The 17,583-nt window shown below is 45.4% G+C and carries 19 protein-coding genes; 17 read left to right on the forward strand and 2 right to left on the reverse strand.

What is annotated here, in order from left to right; all coding sequences use genetic code 11:
- Positions 1–257: 257 nt before the first annotated feature.
- The 6 genes from mnmE to ICW23_RS06735 all read left to right on the forward strand — a co-directional run bounded on the left by mnmE (position 258) and on the right by ICW23_RS06735 (position 7,149).
- A complete protein-coding gene (gene mnmE / locus ICW23_RS06710; RefSeq protein ID WP_014419389.1) occupies positions 258–1,637 on the forward strand; it encodes a tRNA uridine-5-carboxymethylaminomethyl(34) synthesis GTPase MnmE in 1,380 nt (459 codons plus the stop codon).
- Between the two features lie 16 nt (positions 1,638–1,653).
- The gene (gene mnmG, locus ICW23_RS06715) at positions 1,654–3,540 is read left to right on the forward strand and encodes a tRNA uridine-5-carboxymethylaminomethyl(34) synthesis enzyme MnmG (protein ID WP_016937316.1); all 1,887 of its coding nucleotides are present in this window, start codon (positions 1,654–1,656) and stop codon (positions 3,538–3,540) included.
- Positions 3,541–3,553: 13 nt separating this feature from the next.
- Complete coding sequence (gene rsmG / locus ICW23_RS06720; protein WP_045925731.1) at positions 3,554–4,273, forward strand: 16S rRNA (guanine(527)-N(7))-methyltransferase RsmG; 720 nt, start codon at positions 3,554–3,556, stop codon at positions 4,271–4,273.
- Positions 4,274–4,394: 121 nt separating this feature from the next.
- A complete protein-coding gene (noc, locus tag ICW23_RS06725; protein WP_016937318.1) occupies positions 4,395–5,246 on the forward strand; it encodes a nucleoid occlusion protein in 852 nt (283 codons plus the stop codon).
- A gap of 297 nt (positions 5,247–5,543) precedes the next feature.
- Positions 5,544–6,305, forward strand: coding sequence for a sporulation initiation inhibitor protein Soj (gene soj / locus ICW23_RS06730; protein WP_007409899.1), 762 nt, complete (start codon positions 5,544–5,546; stop codon positions 6,303–6,305).
- Complete coding sequence (locus ICW23_RS06735) at positions 6,298–7,149, forward strand: ParB/RepB/Spo0J family partition protein (protein WP_016937319.1); 852 nt, start codon at positions 6,298–6,300, stop codon at positions 7,147–7,149. Before soj ends, ICW23_RS06735 begins: the two co-directional genes overlap by 8 nt.
- Positions 7,150–7,178: 29 nt before the next feature.
- On the opposite strand, the gene yyaC is transcribed toward ICW23_RS06735, so the two are convergent.
- Positions 7,179–7,793, reverse strand: coding sequence for a spore protease YyaC (gene yyaC, locus ICW23_RS06740; RefSeq protein WP_049627744.1), 615 nt, complete (start codon positions 7,791–7,793; stop codon positions 7,179–7,181).
- A 156-nt stretch (positions 7,794–7,949) separates the two neighbouring features.
- Complete coding sequence (locus ICW23_RS06745) at positions 7,950–8,453, reverse strand: GNAT family N-acetyltransferase (protein WP_049627743.1); 504 nt, start codon at positions 8,451–8,453, stop codon at positions 7,950–7,952.
- A 163-nt stretch (positions 8,454–8,616) separates the two neighbouring features.
- Between ICW23_RS06745 and ICW23_RS06750 the strand changes: the two genes are divergently transcribed.
- From ICW23_RS06750 to ICW23_RS06800, 11 genes are all read left to right on the forward strand, one after another.
- Positions 8,617–9,621 carry a YkvI family membrane protein gene (locus ICW23_RS06750; protein ID WP_016937322.1) on the forward strand — a complete coding sequence of 335 codons (1,005 nt, stop codon included), beginning with the start codon at positions 8,617–8,619 and terminating at the stop codon, positions 9,619–9,621.
- Positions 9,622–9,706: 85 nt separating this feature from the next.
- Positions 9,707–9,913 carry a DUF951 domain-containing protein gene (locus tag ICW23_RS06755; RefSeq protein ID WP_004392973.1) on the forward strand — a complete coding sequence of 69 codons (207 nt, stop codon included), beginning with the start codon at positions 9,707–9,709 and terminating at the stop codon, positions 9,911–9,913.
- Between the two features lie 45 nt (positions 9,914–9,958).
- Positions 9,959–11,962: a molybdopterin-dependent oxidoreductase gene (locus tag ICW23_RS06760; protein ID WP_188154211.1), complete on the forward strand. Its 2,004-nt coding sequence runs from the start codon at positions 9,959–9,961 to the stop codon at positions 11,960–11,962.
- A 127-nt stretch (positions 11,963–12,089) separates the two neighbouring features.
- On the forward strand, positions 12,090–13,190 hold the full coding sequence (ychF, locus tag ICW23_RS06765; RefSeq protein WP_045925735.1) for a redox-regulated ATPase YchF: 1,101 nt from the start codon (positions 12,090–12,092) through the stop codon (positions 13,188–13,190).
- Positions 13,191–13,301: 111 nt separating this feature from the next.
- Positions 13,302–13,589 carry a 30S ribosomal protein S6 gene (gene rpsF, locus ICW23_RS06770; RefSeq protein WP_004392977.1) on the forward strand — a complete coding sequence of 96 codons (288 nt, stop codon included), beginning with the start codon at positions 13,302–13,304 and terminating at the stop codon, positions 13,587–13,589.
- Positions 13,590–13,628: 39 nt separating this feature from the next.
- Complete coding sequence (gene ssbA, locus ICW23_RS06775; protein WP_016937325.1) at positions 13,629–14,144, forward strand: single-stranded DNA-binding protein SsbA; 516 nt, start codon at positions 13,629–13,631, stop codon at positions 14,142–14,144.
- A 43-nt stretch (positions 14,145–14,187) separates the two neighbouring features.
- Positions 14,188–14,427 carry a 30S ribosomal protein S18 gene (gene rpsR, locus ICW23_RS06780; protein WP_004392983.1) on the forward strand — a complete coding sequence of 80 codons (240 nt, stop codon included), beginning with the start codon at positions 14,188–14,190 and terminating at the stop codon, positions 14,425–14,427.
- 190 nt (positions 14,428–14,617) lie between these two features.
- Positions 14,618–15,199 carry a bifunctional transcriptional activator/DNA repair enzyme AdaA gene (locus tag ICW23_RS06785; protein WP_188154212.1) on the forward strand — a complete coding sequence of 194 codons (582 nt, stop codon included), beginning with the start codon at positions 14,618–14,620 and terminating at the stop codon, positions 15,197–15,199.
- Positions 15,196–15,723: a methylated-DNA--[protein]-cysteine S-methyltransferase gene (locus ICW23_RS06790; protein ID WP_188154213.1), complete on the forward strand. Its 528-nt coding sequence runs from the start codon at positions 15,196–15,198 to the stop codon at positions 15,721–15,723. The genes ICW23_RS06785 and ICW23_RS06790 overlap by 4 nt, the downstream gene beginning before the upstream one ends.
- A gap of 46 nt (positions 15,724–15,769) precedes the next feature.
- Positions 15,770–16,528 (forward strand): exodeoxyribonuclease III, encoded by a 759-nt coding sequence (xth, locus tag ICW23_RS06795; protein ID WP_016937327.1) that lies wholly within the window; start codon positions 15,770–15,772, stop codon positions 16,526–16,528.
- 62 nt (positions 16,529–16,590) lie between these two features.
- Positions 16,591–17,529: a LacI family DNA-binding transcriptional regulator gene (locus tag ICW23_RS06800; protein WP_188154214.1), complete on the forward strand. Its 939-nt coding sequence runs from the start codon at positions 16,591–16,593 to the stop codon at positions 17,527–17,529.
- The last annotated feature ends 54 nt before the right edge of the window (positions 17,530–17,583 follow it).

Genomic DNA, 17,583 nt, shown 5'->3' on the forward strand with positions numbered 1-17,583 from the left:
ATGGCTCTATTCCTAAGCAGAATCGCATTTTTTGCGTTTAAGTTTTTTCTTTTTCGGTGTATGCTGTTGATAAAAAAGGTTTTAGGAAATAAAATTAATTGTTATTCACATGTGGATAAGTTAAAGTAATAAGGGATGAATTTCTGTCTTTGTGGATAACGTATCTTCCACTTCAAACCAAACTATGTTATCTTTTAATTTTGGCGTAAATCAATTTTTTATATAGATGGAAACAGAGATAAAGAGAGGTGAACAGCATGGATACAATTGCAGCGATTTCAACTCCGATGGGTGAAGGCGCGATCGCGATCGTTCGGCTGAGCGGGCCGGAAGCCGTGAAAATTGCCGACAAAATGTACAAGGGTCCGAAAGGCAAAACGCTCAGTTCGGCAGAATCGCATACCATTCATTACGGGCATATCGCAGACAGCACGACGGGACGGATTATTGAGGAAGTGATGGTGTCTGTTTTAAGAGCGCCCAGAACATTCACAAGGGAAGATGTCATTGAAATCAACTGTCACGGAGGAATTGTGACGGTTAATCAGGTACTCCAGCTTGCTTTAAGAGAAGGTGCGAGACTGGCGGAACCCGGTGAGTTTACGAAGCGCGCATTTTTAAACGGACGGATTGACCTTTCACAGGCGGAAGCGGTGATGGATCTGATCAGGGCCAAAACGGACCGTGCCATGAATGTCGCCATGAACCAGATGGAAGGACGGCTTTCCGCACTAGTCCGCCGTCTTCGGGATGAATTGTTAGAAACACTTGCCCATGTTGAGGTTAATATAGATTATCCGGAATATGATGACGTCGAAGAAATGACGCATCAGCTTCTAGTGGAGAAGGCGGGCGGCGTGAAGAAAGAAATTGAAGCGCTGCTTCGTACGTCTGAGCAGGGGAAAATTTTACGCGAGGGATTGTCTACCGTAATCATCGGTCGTCCGAACGTCGGGAAATCTTCTTTGCTTAACAGTCTTGTCCATGAAACGAAGGCGATCGTAACGGATATTCCGGGAACGACGCGTGATGTGATTGAGGAATATGTCAATGTCCGAGGCGTGCCGCTCCGGCTTGTCGACACCGCCGGAATCCGTGAGACCGAAGACATCGTCGAAAGAATCGGCGTAGAACGCTCACGCCAGGTTCTGAAGGAAGCGGATCTCATTTTGCTTGTGCTTAACCACAGCGAAGAGCTTTCTGAGGAAGATGTGAAATTATTTGAAGCTGTGGAGGGAATGGACGTCATAGTCATTATGAATAAGACGGATCTTGAGGCTAAGATTGACGCTGAGCGCGTCAAGGAGCTTGCGAAAGGCCGGCCTGTCGTCACGACCTCATTGCTGAAAGAAGAAGGTATACAAGACTTAGAGGAAGCGATCCAGTCGCTATTTTATACAGGAGCGATCGAAAGCGGAGATCTCACATATGTCAGCAATACCCGTCATATCTCGATTCTGCATCAGGCAAAGCAAGCGATTGATGATGCGCTGAACGGAATTGAACAGGATGTTCCGATTGATATGGTGCAAATTGATCTGACAAGGTGCTGGGAGCTGCTGGGCGAAATCATCGGTGATGCCGTCCACGAAAGCTTAATTGATCAGCTCTTTTCACAATTTTGTTTAGGTAAATAAAAGGGAGGAAAAAACCATGGGGTATGAAGCAGGCCAATACGACGTGATCGTCATCGGCGCCGGGCATGCCGGTGTTGAGGCTGCCCTCGCATCCGCGCGCCAGGGAGCTAAAACGCTTGTTTTGACGATTAATCTTGATATGGTTGCGTTTATGCCATGTAATCCGTCTGTCGGCGGCCCCGCAAAAGGGATTGTCGTCCGCGAAATTGACGCGCTCGGCGGAGAAATGGCTAGAAATATAGATAAAACTCATATTCAAATGAGAATGCTGAATACAGGGAAAGGTCCGGCCGTACGGGCGCTGCGTGCGCAGGCGGATAAATTCCAATATCAGCATGAAATGAAACATACACTGGAAAAAACACCGAATCTGACACTTCTTCAAGGGATTGCCGAGCGTTTAATCATTGAAGACGGTGAGTGCCGCGGTGTCATTACGCAAACCGGTGCTGAATATAAGGCAAAATCGGTCGTGCTGACAACCGGAACGTATTTAAGAGGGCGGATCATTCTCGGAGATCTGTCTTACTCAAGCGGCCCGAATAACCAGCAGCCGTCTATTAAACTTTCTGAGCACTTAGAGGAGCTTGGTTTTGATCTCGTTCGTTTTAAAACGGGAACGCCTCCTCGCGTCTCAAGCGATTCCATTGATTACAGCAAAACAGAAATCCAGCCGGGAGATCCGGTTCCGCGCGCTTTCTCATATGAAACGGTTGAATACATTACCGATCAGCTGCCTTGCTGGCTGACTTACACGAGTCCTGAGACTCATGAGATCATTGACAGCAACCTGCATCGTTCACCAATGTATTCCGGTATGATTAAGGGAACAGGACCGAGATATTGCCCTTCCATTGAAGATAAAGTCGTTCGCTTTAATGATAAACCGCGTCACCAGATTTTCCTTGAGCCGGAAGGCAGAAATACGCAGGAAGTATACGTTCAAGGTTTATCCACGAGCCTTCCTGAGGACGTTCAGCAGCGGATGCTGGCGACCATTCCGGGACTGGAAAAGGTGCAGATGATGAGAGCCGGATACGCGATTGAGTATGACGCGATCGTACCGACGCAGCTTTGGCCTACACTGGAGACGAAAAAAATCCCTAACCTGTACACGGCCGGTCAAATTAACGGTACATCAGGCTATGAGGAAGCAGCCGGGCAAGGAATTATGGCAGGAATTAACGCAGGCCGCAAAGCGCTTGGAAAAGAAGAGGTTATCCTCAGCCGTTCCGATGCGTATATCGGCGTATTGATTGATGATTTGGTAACGAAAGGAACCAATGAACCGTATCGTCTGCTGACTTCACGGGCGGAATACAGACTGCTGCTCCGCCATGACAACGCGGATCTTCGTCTGACGGAAATCGGCCATGAGATCGGCTTAATTTCGGATGAGCGCTATGAAGCGTTTGAAAAGAAAAAAGCGGCGATCGAGGCTGAGAAAAAACGTCTCTGGTCTGTTATTATCAAGCCGTCTCCTGAGAATCAGGAATATATCCGTTCACTCGGCGGAAGCGAGCTGAAAGACGGAGTGCGCGGCACAGATTTAATGAAACGTCCGGAAATGAACTATGAAACAGTGACAAAACTTGCGCCTGCTGATTCTCCGGTTCCGCAAGATGTGGCGGAACAAGTGGAAATCCAAGTGAAATATGAAGGATATATCGAAAAATCCTTGCAGCAAGTGGAGAAGCTGAAGAAAATGGAAAATAAAAAAATCCCTGATCGGATTGATTATGACGCCATTAAAGGAATTGCTACTGAAGCCCGTCAAAAGCTGAAAGAAGTGCGTCCTTTATCAGTTGCTCAAGCGTCCCGTATTTCCGGGGTCAATCCGGCAGACATTTCAATCCTGCTGGTTTACCTGGAGCAGGGCCGTATTGCCAAGGTAGCTGAATAGAAAGGATGACGGCATGAATATAGAGGAATTTACATCCAGTTTAGCGGAGAAAGGGATTTCCCTTTCTGACCGCCAGCTGGAGCAATTCGAGTTGTATTACCAGATGCTCGTGGAATGGAACGAAAAAATGAATCTGACGTCCATCACTGAGAAAAAGGAAGTATACCTTAAGCATTTTTATGATTCGATTACGGCGGCATTTTATATTGATTTTGAAAAGGTCACCACTCTTTGTGACGTTGGCGCAGGTGCCGGTTTTCCAAGCCTGCCCGTCAAAATCTGCTTCCCGCATCTGCATGTCACCATCGTCGATTCACTGAATAAGCGGATTACGTTTTTGGAAACTCTCTCTGATGCTTTACAATTAGAGCATACGACCTTTGTCCATGACAGGGCAGAGACATTCGGACAGCGGAAGGACGTCCGGGAAAGCTTTGATCTCGTGACCGCTCGTGCGGTGGCGCGTCTGTCAGTCCTCAGTGAGCTTTGTCTGCCGCTTGTCAAGAAAAACGGCGTATTTGCGGCACTAAAAGCAGCAGCCGCTGATGAAGAGCTGAAAGCGGGGCAAAAGGCGATTAAAGTATTGGGAGGAGAGCTTGAACAAGTTCATTCCTTTACACTTCCCGTCGAAGAAAGTGAACGGAACATTATGATCATTCGCAAGACAAAAAGCACTCCGAAAAAATATCCGAGAAAACCGGGTACTCCGAATAAATCGCCAATTGAAGGGTAATTTAGACAGCCTGATGTGACAATTCCATCATATTTTCTGCAAAATTGATGAAGATACAGCAGGAAAAACCATGAGAAAATAGAATTATAAAAATGGCAGTTTTTAAAGGTGGTGTAGGTACATGAAGCATTCATTCTCTCGTTTCTTCGGGTTTGGTGAGAAGGAAGAGGAACCGGAGATAGCAGAGCATGATACAAACAAAGAAGAGATACTCGAAATACCGGTACATGCTATCGTTCCCAACCGTTTTCAGCCACGCACCATTTTCTCAGATGAAAAGATCAAAGAGTTAGCAATGACTATCCATACACACGGCATCATTCAGCCGATTGTTGTCAGACATACAGAAGATGAAGGACAATATGAGCTCATTGCGGGTGAAAGGCGCTGGAGAGCGGTACAGACGCTTGAGTGGGAAAATATTCCCGCGATTATAAAGAATTTTTCTGATACGGAAACAGCTTCTGTCGCTTTGATTGAAAACCTGCAGAGAGAAGAATTGTCCTCCATTGAGGAAGCTCATGCGTACGCAAGGCTGTTAGAACTTCATGATTTAACACAGGAAGCCTTGGCGCAGCGCTTAGGAAAAGGCCAGTCAACAATTGCGAACAAGCTCCGATTGTTAAAGCTTCCTGAACCCGTCCAGGATGCAATTATGGAGAAAAAAATCACGGAACGCCATGCAAGAGCCCTGATCCCGCTCAAACAGCCGGAGCTTCAGGTCACATTGCTTGCGGAAATCATCGAGAAAAGCTTAAACGTCAAGCAGACGGAAGACCGAGTGGTGAAAATGCTTGAACAGAATAAGCAGAAACCGAAGCCGAGACGCAAAGCGTTCAGCAGGGATACAAGAATTGCGATGAATACGATTCGCCAGTCCTTGTCCATGGTGGAAGACAGCGGTGTCAGACTGAATACTGAGGAAGAAGAATTCGAAGAGTACATTCAGCTTACCATTCGGATACCTAAATAAAACTCTCCTGATCAGCAGGGGAGTTTTTATTTTAGTCAAAAAACTATTTTGAGATAATAATAGATGTATTCTGCACTATGTATTATAAATGTAAAAATTTATCTTTTTGTGTTGCGAATTGTCTTTTTACAGTCAAAAAAGTCACTTTATCGGAGAATTTATAAGAGAAAGTGTCTTTTTTGTTTGCATTTTTTTCACTTGCTGATAAACAAATTATGAAAAAAATAAAACGCTTTACTCTTTTTTTGATAAGATAGAAACAAGACAGTACATGTTCATGTGAAGGTAGGTGACATCGTGGGAAAAATCATAGCAATTACGAACCAAAAAGGCGGAGTCGGGAAAACAACGACTTCTGTTAATCTGGGGGCTTGCTTAGCTTACATAGGTAAAAGGGTTCTTCTTGTTGATATTGATCCGCAGGGCAACGCAACGAGCGGATTAGGGATTGAAAAAGCCGATGTGGATCATTGTGTGTACGACATTTTAGTAGATGACGCAGATGTAACAGATATTATTAAACCGACTTCAGTAGAGAACTTAGATGTCATTCCAGCCACAATCCAGCTTGCGGGAGCGGAAATCGAATTGGTTCCGACGATCTCACGGGAGGTAAGGCTGAAAAGAGCATTAGAATCAGTGAAACAAAATTACGACTACATGATTATTGATTGTCCTCCGTCGCTCGGGTTATTAACGATTAATGCGCTTACCGCATCAGATTCAGTTGTTATCCCGGTTCAGTGCGAATACTACGCTCTTGAAGGATTGAGTCAATTATTAAATACAGTTCGGCTTGTGCAAAAACATTTAAATACAGACTTAATGATAGAAGGAGTGCTTCTGACGATGCTTGATGCCAGAACGAATCTCGGCATTCAAGTGATAGAAGAGGTGAAGAAATACTTTAGAGATAAGGTGTATCAAACCATTATTCCTCGTAATGTCCGTTTAAGTGAGGCGCCGAGTCACGGCAAGCCGATCATATTATACGATCCGCGTTCGAGAGGTGCGGAAGTATATTTAGATTTAGCAAAGGAAGTGGCAGCGAATGGCTAAAGGCGGGCTCGGAAAAGGGATTAATGCGTTGTTTAATCAAGTTGATTTGTCTGAAGAGACAGTGGAAGAGATTAAAATCAGTGATTTGCGCCCCAATCCTTATCAGCCAAGAAAACAATTTGATGATGAGTCATTAGCTGAACTGAAGGAATCCATCATTCAGCATGGCATTCTTCAGCCCATTATCGTGAGAAAATCACTGAAAGGCTACGATATTGTAGCCGGGGAACGCCGTTATCGCGCTGCAAAGCTTGCCGGGAAAGAAACAGTGCCGGCTATCGTGCGGGAGTTATCTGAATCGCTGATGCGGGAAATCGCTCTTTTGGAGAACCTTCAGCGTGAAGATTTATCACCGCTTGAAGAAGCTCTGGCATATGATTCACTGCTGAAACATTTGGATATTACCCAGGAACAGCTCGCTAAACGGCTCGGGAAAAGCAGACCTCATATTGCCAACCATTTGAGACTGCTGACACTGCCTGAAAGCATCCAAAACCTTATTGCAGAAGGTACGTTATCCATGGGGCACGGCAGAACCTTGCTCGGTTTGAAAAATAAAAACAAGCTTGAACCGCTGGTGAAGAAAGTGGTTGAAGAACAGCTGAACGTCCGTCAGCTTGAACAGCTCATTCAGCAGTTAAACAATAATGTTCCACGTGAAACAAAGAAAAAAGAACCTGTACAAGACGTGGTGTTAAAAGAGCGGGAATCATATTTGCAAAATTACTTCGGAACAACAGTCAATATTAAGAGACAAAAGAAAAAAGGGAAAATTGAGATTGAGTTTTTCTCAAATGAAGACCTTGAACGTATCCTCGAACTGTTGTCAGAAAGAGAAGCATAAAAACCATCTTTTTATAAAAGATGGTTTTTTTATATACGTCTTGTCAGCTTATGAAACGGACTGAGACGTTCCTGCCGTCCTTCTGATTTATCCGTCAGCTGTAATCCCTCTGCCAAAACATTCGCCATGCTCATCACAAGATGAAGCCTCGTATTCTGCAGGACAAAATACTCCATAAACCCGCTGACATTGACGATTCCATTAATATGAACGTCACCGATCTCAGGAAGGTCTTTTTGAACACCGGCTCCGGGCTTCAGCGGTCCATCGCCGATTTGAAATGACCCTACGCTTTTAACGCGGCCTAAACAAGCGTCAACCGCTATAATAAACGGATTTTTATGTATATGTTGAATATGTTTCAGTTTGTCTTTCATATTTACGGCGTGAACGGGGTCTGACAGTGTTCCGTAAACGTGTAATCTGCCTAACTTCATGTTTTCTAACTTTGTTCCCACAAGCGGACCTAATGAATCTCCGGTTGATCGATCTGTACCGATACACACGGTGACTAACGGCCTGCCGCCTGCTTTACGTAAAGATGAAGCAAGGATCGCTTGTATTTGATTCGCGGCAGAGGAATCCGTGTGGGACACATATTGTTTTGCCCGTTCCTGAGAAAAAAGCCCGCCTTTTCGATTCATAGGGTTCACTTCCTTGTCATGTCATACGAGTATTACACTGATGTTTGTGGTGATGTATGGTTGTTTACAGTATATCCAGCACTGTCTTTTTTTATGCTTATGTCATAATCAATCTGCCGGGTAAAAAAATGAACCTGAAGCTGTTGTTCTTCAAGTTCATGAAAGGTATAAGACCATATGATCTACATCGACATATTGTTGGTGATCTAATTTCAGCGCTCTTTTTTCTGTAGAGAAGAGGATAAAACCTAACTGAGCGTAGAGTTTTTTTGCAGGTTCATTGGTTGAAGTAACCGAGAGGTGGAGCTGTTCCGTATCTTTCATCTTTTTTGCTTGGCTGATGGCTTCAGTCATTAAGGCTTTTCCTGCGCCTGATCCTCGATGTTTAGGAGAAACATACATAGAACCGATAACTGCAATGTGTCTTAGTTTATAAAGCGGGTGATTGGATATTTTAATGATGCCTACAAGACTGCCTTTCTCAATGGCGCCAAGCACTATAGCATTGTCGGCTTCAAGCCTGGCTTTGAATTTTTCGGGCGGCCATTCTTTCTCCTCATCATAGCTGACCGCAAATGCGTCCGGGTGATCTTTTAATGCTTTGAGCCTGATGCTGGAGTAAAGCTGGGTGTCACTTGCGGTTAAACGCCTGATGTACATGATTTGAGCTCCTTACACGAATGAATTTTCTGAGTAGTCAATTATCTTCATCGTACCATATTTGTCCCGTTTGTATGAATGATTGCCGCTGTCGCTCAATATAGTAGCAATATGCGGGGATTATCAGAAATTTTATGAGGTGATAAGGTTGTGGAGAGCCGGAATGAGGTGGATGCTGCTCATACTAAGCAGCCAGATTGGAGCCGGGTATGCAAGCGGGCAGGAAATATGGCAGTTTTTCGGTGTTGAAAGCGGACTGGCCATTGTATTGTTTACAGTCATGTTCACCATTTCGGCTTATATTGTGCTGAAGATCAGCTATCAGGTCCAATCAACGCACTTTTTACCTGTGCTTGAGCATTTGATGGGGCCGGCTCTTGCCAAAATCTATGATATTCTTATCATGTTTTATTTATTTTCAACGACGACGGTCATGATTGCCGGCGGCGGTGTGACGCTGCAAATGTACAAGCTGCCGTTTTGGATCGGTATTTTTCTTCTTTGCATTGTGACCATCTGTTTATTCTTTTGGGATATAAAAGGAATATTATCTCTGAATAGCATTTTGATACCGATTCTTGTAGCGGGGCTGTTATATGCATTGATCTTTTTTCAGACAACCCATCACTATACGTGGACGATAGATTTAACCCGTCAATATAATTGGCCGGCGAGCATTACCTTTACGTCATTAAATATCCTTTCTGTTGTGGCGGTTCTTTCTTCTGTCGGGAAGGATATGAAAGGACTTGGGGAAGCGAAAATCGCCAGTGTTGTCAGCGGGCTGATTTTCGGTGTGATTTCATTTGTCTACAATGAAACGCTTGTACAGCTCTCAGGCAGTCTCACACATTATGAGATTCCTCTCTTTGCTGTACTTGAAGGTGCTCCTTATCCGTTGTTTCTTTGTATGACAGCCGTGCTTTTTTTAGCCATTTATACGACAACCGTGACCGGTCTGTTCGGGCTGTCCAGCCGCATGCTTGTTTTTGTGAAATTGCCGAGATGGACGCTCGTTCTTCTTCTTTTAGCTGTGATGGTGCCTTTTACGACAATCGGCTTTTCAGATTTAATCGCCATTTTGTATCCCATTTACGGGCTCTTAAGTCTTTATTTGCTGGTATGTCTTCTTCTTTACCCTGTATTAGGGAGATGGAAAAAAGTATAATGCTCATTTTGAGTGCGGCCGTTGCTCTTATCCTGACTTTTTTTGTACAATGAATAAAGCAGTCTATGGAGAGAGGTGAAGGGTCTTGGCGGATAAAGACTTTGGCCTGAATGATATTGTTGAAATGAAGAAGCCGCACCCTTGCGGTGAAAACAGGTGGAAAATCATTCGGATGGGAATGGATATTCGGATCAAATGCACGGGTTGTTCCCACAGTGTCATGATTCCGAGAAGAGATTTTGAGAGAAAGCTGAAAAAAGTACTCGTCAAGCATGAGGAGCCTACATCATAAGGCTGACGCTCATGCTTTTTCATATAGAGGAGAGGAAGAGGCAAGATGAGCAAAGTGCATCAGTCAGCGTGTCCGCTGAATTGCTGGGACAGCTGCGGCTTTTTGGTGACAGTTGAGGATGGAAAGGTGACGAAAGTAGACGGAGACCCGAGTCACCCCATCACAGAAGGGAAAATTTGCGGCCGGGGCAGAATGCTGGAGACGAAAACGAATGCACCGGAACGGCTTCGTTTTCCTTTAAAAAAGAAAGACGGCGAATTTGTCCGCATTTCATGGGAGCAGGCGTTAGATGAAATTGCGGAAAAAATGGCGGAGATTAAGGAAACGCTGGGCACTGCCGCTGTGCTGCACAGTCATGATTACGCCAATAACGGTCTTTTGAAAGCGCTCGACCAGCGTTTTTTCAATGGATACGGCGGTGTGACGGAGATTGCGGGCAGCATTTGCTGGGGATCCGGAATTGAGGCGCAGCACTGGGATTTCGGCCGTTCTTACGGGCATGGACCGCTTGATATTTATCACAGCAAGCATGTGATCGTATGGGGCAGAAACGTGTCACGGACGAATATGCACCTCTATCATCATTTACAGCAGGTGAAGAAAAAAGGAGCGACACTGACGGTCATTGACCCTATTTTTAACCCGACTGCAAAGCTTGCCGACCGGTATATATCCGTTAAACCCGGAATGGATGGCTGGCTTGCGGCGGGTGTTTTGAAAATATTATGCCAAACCGGCAGAACGGATGCCGATTTCATTCAAAAGCATTCGATCGGTTTTGAAGAAATAGAAAAGCTGCTGCACACGATTTCTTTGAATGAGATCATTGAGAAAACCGAAACGTCTTTAGAAGTGCTTGAATATCTTGCTGATCTATATGCTGACGGTCCCGCTTCTACTTTTATGGGTCTTGGGATGCAGAGATATAAAAACGGAGGCGGGACGATACGCTGGATTGACGCTCTAGCGGCAGCGAGCGGAAATGTCGGTATTAAAGGCGGCGGAGCCAACTTTGGAAATGTCCAAGTCGGTGAAAGCTTTGCAAAGACCGAACTCACCCGTCCTGATCTGAAGAAAAACACGAGAACGTTTTCGATGATGACACAGGCCGAAGAGGCGCTGAACGCAGCCGACCCGCCGATTGAGATGATTATCGTGACGTGCGGCAATCCGCTGACACAGGTGCCGAATACAAAAAAAGTGAAGGAAGCGTTTGAAAAAACACCGGTCACAGTGGCCATTGATTCGGTCATGACCGATACGGCGAAGCTCTGTGACTATGTATTGCCGACGGCCGTTGTTTTTGAAGAAGAAGATATTTATTACTCCAGCATGTACCATCACTATGTTCAGTATGGCAGAAAGCTTGCGGAACCGCAGGGAGAGGCGAAATCAGACCGCTGGATCTGGACGGAGCTCGCCAAGCGTCTCGGATTCGGAGAGCTGTTTGATTACAGTACGGAAGATTTCTTGAAAATGGGGCTTTCTTCTTTGGAGAAAGAAGGAATCACCCTTGAGCGATTAAAGGAAAAAGGCCATATGCCGCTTCCGGTCAAACAGGTTCCGTGGAATGATTTCCAATTTTTAACCCCGAGCGGAAAGTTTGAATTCGTCTCGTCATTGGCAGAACAGAAAGGATACAGCGGCCTCCCTCAATTGGAAGTGCCGGAAGAATCCGTTTATCACGACGCCGGGCTGGCCGGGAAATATCCGTATACGCTGCTGTCCATTCACCCGCAGCGCTCCAATCATTCACAGCACGTGCCGTTTATTGAAAAGCTTCAGCAGATTCAGGTGGATCTGTCGCCGGATATCGCCGAGGAGCTTTCTCTTCAGGACGGAGATATGGCAGAGGTATACAATGACCGCGGACGTCTGCGCGGCAGGGTGAAAATCATGAAGCAGGCTCACCCGAAGACGGTGAATATAGATGAAGGCATGTGGTCGGCATTCGGAGGCTCGGTCAACATGCTTACAAAAGATTCAAATTCCGATAATGGAATGGGAAGTACGCTTTTTGACTGTCTGGTAGCGGTTAAAAAAGGATAATCTAAGGAGAGAGAGGGCGGGAAATGCTTTTTTCTCAGCTTGTCTTTTCCTATGAACCTCCTTATAATTGCTCTAGGTTTACAATACGTTTAATACGATGATGGTTTGATATAGAGGAGATGAAAGAATGGCTTTAACTGCTGGAATTGTCGGTTTGCCGAATGTGGGAAAATCGACGTTATTTAATGCAATTACCCAGGCTGGTGCCGAATCAGCCAACTACCCGTTCTGTACAATTGATCCGAACGTGGGAATCGTGGAAGTGCCTGATGAACGTCTGCAAAAGCTGACTGAATTGGTGAACCCGAAAAAAACGGTGCCGACTGCGTTTGAATTCACTGATATCGCGGGGATCGTAAAAGGCGCATCTAAAGGTGAAGGGCTGGGAAATAAGTTTCTTTCTCATATCCGTCAGGTAGACGCGATCTGTCACGTTGTACGGGCATTCGCGGATGACAATATTACGCACGTGTCAGGGAAAGTCGATCCGATTGATGATATTGAAACGATCAATCTTGAATTGATTCTTGCCGACATGGAGACAGTCGAAAAACGCATCACACGGGTAAGCAAGCTTGCGAAGCAAAAAGACAAAGAAGCGGTTTTTGAATTTGATATTCTATCTAAATTAAAAGAAGCTTTCGAACAAGAAAAACCTGCACGTTCCGTTGAATTTACGGAAGAACAGCAAAAGCTTGTGAAGCAGCTGCATTTGCTTACGTCAAAACCCGTGCTTTATGTGGCGAATGTAAGCGAGGATGAAGTGGCTGATCCTTCAGACAATGAATACGTTGCGAAAATCCGTGAGTACGCCGCGGGTGAAAATGCCGAAGTCATCGTCGTCTGCGCGAAAATTGAGTCTGAAATTGCTGAATTGGAAGGCGAAGAAAAACAAATGTTCCTAGAAGAGCTCGGCATTGAAGAGTCAGGCCTTGATCAGCTGATTAAAGCGTCATACTCTCTTCTCGGCCTCGCGACATACTTTACGGCGGGCGAACAGGAAGTGCGCGCTTGGACATTCAGAAAAGGCATGAAAGCTCCTGAGTGTGCGGGTATCATCCACACTGACTTTGAACGCGGCTTTATCCGCGCTGAAACGGTTGCTTATGAAGACCTCTTGGCAGGCGGCGGAATGTCCGGAGCCAAAGAAGCCGGAAAAGTGCGTCTGGAAGGTAAGGAATATATCGTCCAAGACGGAGATGTCATTCATTTCCGATTTAATGTATAGGACACAGTTGTAAAGGGACAAGAGCTTTGGTATAATATAAACTTGTGAGTAATAGAATTATTGCTCCTTGCCCATTTAAGGGCCGCTTAGACCAAAAGGAGGTGCAAACAGATGAAAAAGTACGAAGTTATGTACATTATCCGTCCAAACATTGACGAAGAGTCAAAGAAGGCAGTTATCGAGCGTTTCAACAACGTTTTGACTTCTAACGGAGCGGAGATCACTGGAACAAAAGATTGGGGTAAACGTCGTCTTGCTTACGAAATCAACGATTTCCGTGACGGTTTCTACCAAATCTTAAACGTTCAGTCTGAAGCTGCAGCGGTTGCTGAATTCGACCGTTTAGCTAAGATCAGTGACGATATCATTCGCCACATCGTTGTTAAAGAAGAAGAATAAGCAATTTGAAATATATAATGTTAAAAGGTGGTCTTTCATATGCTTAACCGAGTTGTATTAGTCGGAAGACTAACAAAAGACCCAGAGCTTCGTTATACGCCAAGCGGTGCGGCTGTCGCCACGTTTACTCTTGCTGTGAATCGTACTTTCACGAACCAGTCCGGAGAACGTGAAGCCGATTTCATTAATTGTGTCACTTGGAGAAGACAAGCCGAAAACGTTGCAAACTTTCTTAAAAAAGGAAGTCTTGCCGGCGTAGACGGCCGACTCCAGACGAGAAATTACGAAAATCAGCAGGGACAGCGTGTCTTCGTGACAGAAGTCCAAGCTGAAAGTGTTCAATTTCTTGAGCCTAAAAGCGGCGGTTCTGGTTCAGGCGGATACAACGAAGGAAACAGCGGCGGAGGCCAATACTTTGGCGGAGGCCAAAATGATAATCCGTTCGGCGGAAATCAGAACAGCCAGAGAAGAAATCAAGGGAACAGCTTTAATGATGATCCATTTGCCAACGACGGCAAGCCGATTGACATCTCGGATGATGATCTTCCGTTCTAATAGATTATCGCTATATTCATAACAAGAAAGGTGGGAAATGACAATGGCAGGAGGACGCAGAGGCGGTCGTGCGAAACGCCGTAAGGTTTGTTACTTCACTTCTAACGGCATTACGCACATCGATTACAAAGATGTAGATCTTCTTAGAAAGTTTGTTTCTGAGCGTGGTAAAATCTTACCTCGCCGTGTAACTGGAACAAATGCGAAATACCAACGTAAATTGACTATCGCGATCAAACGCGCACGTCAAATGGCTTTACTTCCATACGTAACTGGCGAGTAAGCCGAAAGAAAAGAGCAAGAGCCTGCGGGCTCCTGCTCTTTTTTTATTATTCCGTCCCCATCCTGCCGAAATGTTTCACATGAAACATGGAAGGGCTTCTTACATCCGTCTTTGTTATCTTGCTCGCCTATTCAAATATGCGTACTTATAAAATGAATTTGTTTATACTGAAGAACAGGGGGTGACTGAGATGGAAACGGAAAGAAATATCCTGACAGATGAGAAGTGGAACGCAATCATACACAATGATGTTTCCTATGACGGGGTGTTTTATTATGCAGTAAAAACGACGGGGATTTTCTGCCGCCCTTCTTGTAAATCGAGAGTTCCGAATAAGGAAAACGTACTGGTGTTTGATACGGCTGAAGCAGCGATAAAGAGACATTTTCGTCCTTGTAAAAGGTGCCGGCCAAACGGCCTTCGTCTCCCAGATGAAGAATGGGTTGCGCAAATCACTGAGTACATTGACGGCCATTATCACGAACCCCTGACTCTGAGCATATTGGCAGATATGTGTCACGGCAGCCCTTATCATTTACAGCGGACATTTAAAAAAATCAGAGGGATATCTCCGATTGAGTATATACAGAAAAAAAGACTCGCGAAGGCGGGGGATCTTTTAATGCATACTGATAAGACGGTTATGGAGATCGCTCTGACTGTCGGATTTCCAAACACAGCGCATTTTGCGACCCTTTTCAAAAAGAGAACCGGAAGTTCGCCCACAGAATACAGAAAAACTGCCGGAACGAGACAGGGAGGGTCATTATGAGTAAAGAGACGATGATCTATTGGACACGCTTCACGTGGAATGATTGGCGACTGTATACAGCCGCTACTTCTAAGGGGCTTTGCTTCATAGGTTCAAATCATGGTAACTTTGAAGAACTTGTGCAGTGGGCAGGAAAAGCCATGCCGGAATACCGATTGGTGCGTGATGATGAAAAACTGGCGCCTTACACAGCAGAGCTGTCCGAGTACATCAAAAATGGCAGATCGGTATTTTCCGTCCCGCTCGATCTTTATGGGACGGAATTTCAGCTTGCTGTATGGAAAGCGCTTATGGACATACCGTACGGCGAGATATACTCCTATTCGGATATAGCAGAAATGATCCGGAAACCGTCAGCCGTAAGAGCCGTGGGCGCCGCAATCGGGAAAAATCCGGTATTGATTACGGTTCCGTGCCATCGTGTCATCGGGAAAAACGGAAAACTGACCGGATTCAGAGGCGGTTTAGAAATGAAAAAACAGCTGTTGGCATTAGAGGGCAGGCACAATAAAACATGGAAATAGACACATGCTGAATGTTAATACCGGCTGAGCCGGCGGGAGGGAACACATGAAACTGATTTCTTGGAATGTAAACGGCTTGCGTGCCGTGATGAAAAAAAGAGATATCAATACTTACGTTCAGGAAACGAAAGCCGATATTTTATGCCTGCAAGAAACAAAAGTACAGGACGGACAAGTATCATTACAGCCTGAAGGATATCACGCCTATTGGAACTATGCGGTGAAAAAAGGCTACTCGGGCACGGCTGTTTTCTCGAAAGAAGAGCCGCTGCACGTGTCCTATGGGTTGGGAATTGACAGCCATGATCAAGAAGGACGGGTGATCACGCTTGAATTTGAGCATGTGTTCGTCGTCAACTGCTACACGCCAAATGCCAAACGCGGATTAGAGCGAATTGATTACCGTCTTCAATGGGAAGCGGATTTTAAGGATTATCTGCAGAAGCTTGACCGGAAGAAGCCCGTGATCTTATGCGGCGATTTGAATGTCGCACACAGGGAGATAGACTTGAAAAATCCAAAAGCCAACCGAAAGAACGCCGGTTTCTCGGATCAGGAGCGGGAAGCGTTCAGCGCTCTGCTGAACGCGGGATTTACCGACTCGTTCCGCTATTTATATCCCGATCAGGAAGGCGCGTATTCCTGGTGGTCTTACAGGACGAATGCACGCGAGAAAAATATCGGCTGGCGGCTCGATTATGTTATTGTTTCAGACAGGCTGAAGCACCGGATCAGCCAAGCGGCCATTTGTGCCGATATCATGGGTTCTGACCATTGCCCTGTTGAAATGACAGTGGATTTATGATGAGATAGCAGTAAGAGAAATCCACTCTTGCTGCTTTTTTATTATCGAAAATGGAGGAGCACATGGCAAATATAAAAGAGATTGCGAAACTGGCGAATGTGTCGGTGGCCACCGTATCACGCGTGTTAAACCAACACCCGTATGTATCTGAGGAGAAAAGGCGTCTTGTGAATCAAGTAATGAAGGAGCTGGATTATACTCCTAATCGAACTGCCATTGATCTGATTCGCGGAAAGACCAATACGATCGGCGTAATATTGCCGTACAGTGACCATCCCTGCTTTGACAAAATTGTAAACGGTATCACGAAGGAAGCATTTGCTCATGATTACGTGACAACCCTTCTCCCCACCAACTATGACCCCGCTATAGAGATGACGTATTTCGAACTTCTGAAAATGAAAAAGATTGACGGGCTGATTGTCACCTCCCGCGCGAATGAATGGGAAACAGCCGTGCCTTACCTTGAATACGGCCCCATTGTCGCTTGTGAATATACACAGCACGAAGAGATTCCCTGCGCTTATAACGACAGGCAGGCGGCTTACAGAGAGAGCTTTATGTATTTGAAAAACCGCGGGCATCAAGACGTTGCTTTTACATGTGTGCGGGAAGCGGAAAAAAGCCCGAGTACGGCCGACAAGGTAAATGCATATAAGGCGGTTTTCGGTTCTCTGGATGAAACCCGCATTATGGTCGGTTGCCATGATATGGACGATGGAAAGCGTGCGGGTGAGCATCTCTGGGGTTTCAGCAAGCCGCCGACGGCCGTCTATGCGCACAGTGATGATGTGGCTGCCGGCTTGTACCAATTTGCGAAAGAACAGAAATGGGACGCGGAGATCATCGGTGAAGGAAATTTAAGCGTTAGCCGGGTTTTGAATATTCCATCCCTGGAACTTCATTTAGAACGTGTCGGAAAAGAAGCATTTTTGCTGTTTTTGCACGGAGAAACGGCTAAAAAACAAATTATGCATCAATTTCAGAGGAAAAAGTCTTGAGCTGAAATGGATTTCATGCCTTATAACTAGATTGAGGAAAAAAGGGAGGCGGAC

This window comes from Bacillus sp. 1021 (assembly GCF_014534735.1).
GTDB classification, from domain to species: Bacteria; Bacillota; Bacilli; order Bacillales; family Bacillaceae; genus Bacillus; species Bacillus siamensis.

Bases quoted from the DNA above. Each gene is read 5' to 3' on its own strand.
- mnmE (WP_014419389.1), top strand. From the start codon at position 258: ATGGATACAATTGCAGCGATTTCAACTCCGATGGGTGAAGGCGCGATC.
- mnmG (WP_016937316.1), top strand. From the start codon at position 1,654: ATGGGGTATGAAGCAGGCCAATACGACGTGATCGTCATCGGCGCCGGG.
- rsmG (WP_045925731.1), top strand. From the start codon at position 3,554: ATGAATATAGAGGAATTTACATCCAGTTTAGCGGAGAAAGGGATTTCC.
- noc (WP_016937318.1), top strand. From the start codon at position 4,395: ATGAAGCATTCATTCTCTCGTTTCTTCGGGTTTGGTGAGAAGGAAGAG.
- ICW23_RS06735 (WP_016937319.1), top strand. From the start codon at position 6,298: ATGGCTAAAGGCGGGCTCGGAAAAGGGATTAATGCGTTGTTTAATCAA.
- yyaC (WP_049627744.1), bottom strand. From the start codon at position 7,793: ATGAATCGAAAAGGCGGGCTTTTTTCTCAGGAACGGGCAAAACAATAT.
- ICW23_RS06745 (WP_049627743.1), bottom strand. From the start codon at position 8,453: ATGTACATCAGGCGTTTAACCGCAAGTGACACCCAGCTTTACTCCAGC.
- ICW23_RS06750 (WP_016937322.1), top strand. From the start codon at position 8,617: ATGAGGTGGATGCTGCTCATACTAAGCAGCCAGATTGGAGCCGGGTAT.
- ICW23_RS06760 (WP_188154211.1), top strand. From the start codon at position 9,959: ATGAGCAAAGTGCATCAGTCAGCGTGTCCGCTGAATTGCTGGGACAGC.
- ychF (WP_045925735.1), top strand. From the start codon at position 12,090: ATGGCTTTAACTGCTGGAATTGTCGGTTTGCCGAATGTGGGAAAATCG.
- rpsF (WP_004392977.1), top strand. From the start codon at position 13,302: ATGAAAAAGTACGAAGTTATGTACATTATCCGTCCAAACATTGACGAA.
- ssbA (WP_016937325.1), top strand. From the start codon at position 13,629: ATGCTTAACCGAGTTGTATTAGTCGGAAGACTAACAAAAGACCCAGAG.
- rpsR (WP_004392983.1), top strand. From the start codon at position 14,188: ATGGCAGGAGGACGCAGAGGCGGTCGTGCGAAACGCCGTAAGGTTTGT.
- ICW23_RS06785 (WP_188154212.1), top strand. From the start codon at position 14,618: ATGGAAACGGAAAGAAATATCCTGACAGATGAGAAGTGGAACGCAATC.
- ICW23_RS06790 (WP_188154213.1), top strand. From the start codon at position 15,196: ATGAGTAAAGAGACGATGATCTATTGGACACGCTTCACGTGGAATGAT.
- xth (WP_016937327.1), top strand. From the start codon at position 15,770: ATGAAACTGATTTCTTGGAATGTAAACGGCTTGCGTGCCGTGATGAAA.
- ICW23_RS06800 (WP_188154214.1), top strand. From the start codon at position 16,591: ATGGCAAATATAAAAGAGATTGCGAAACTGGCGAATGTGTCGGTGGCC.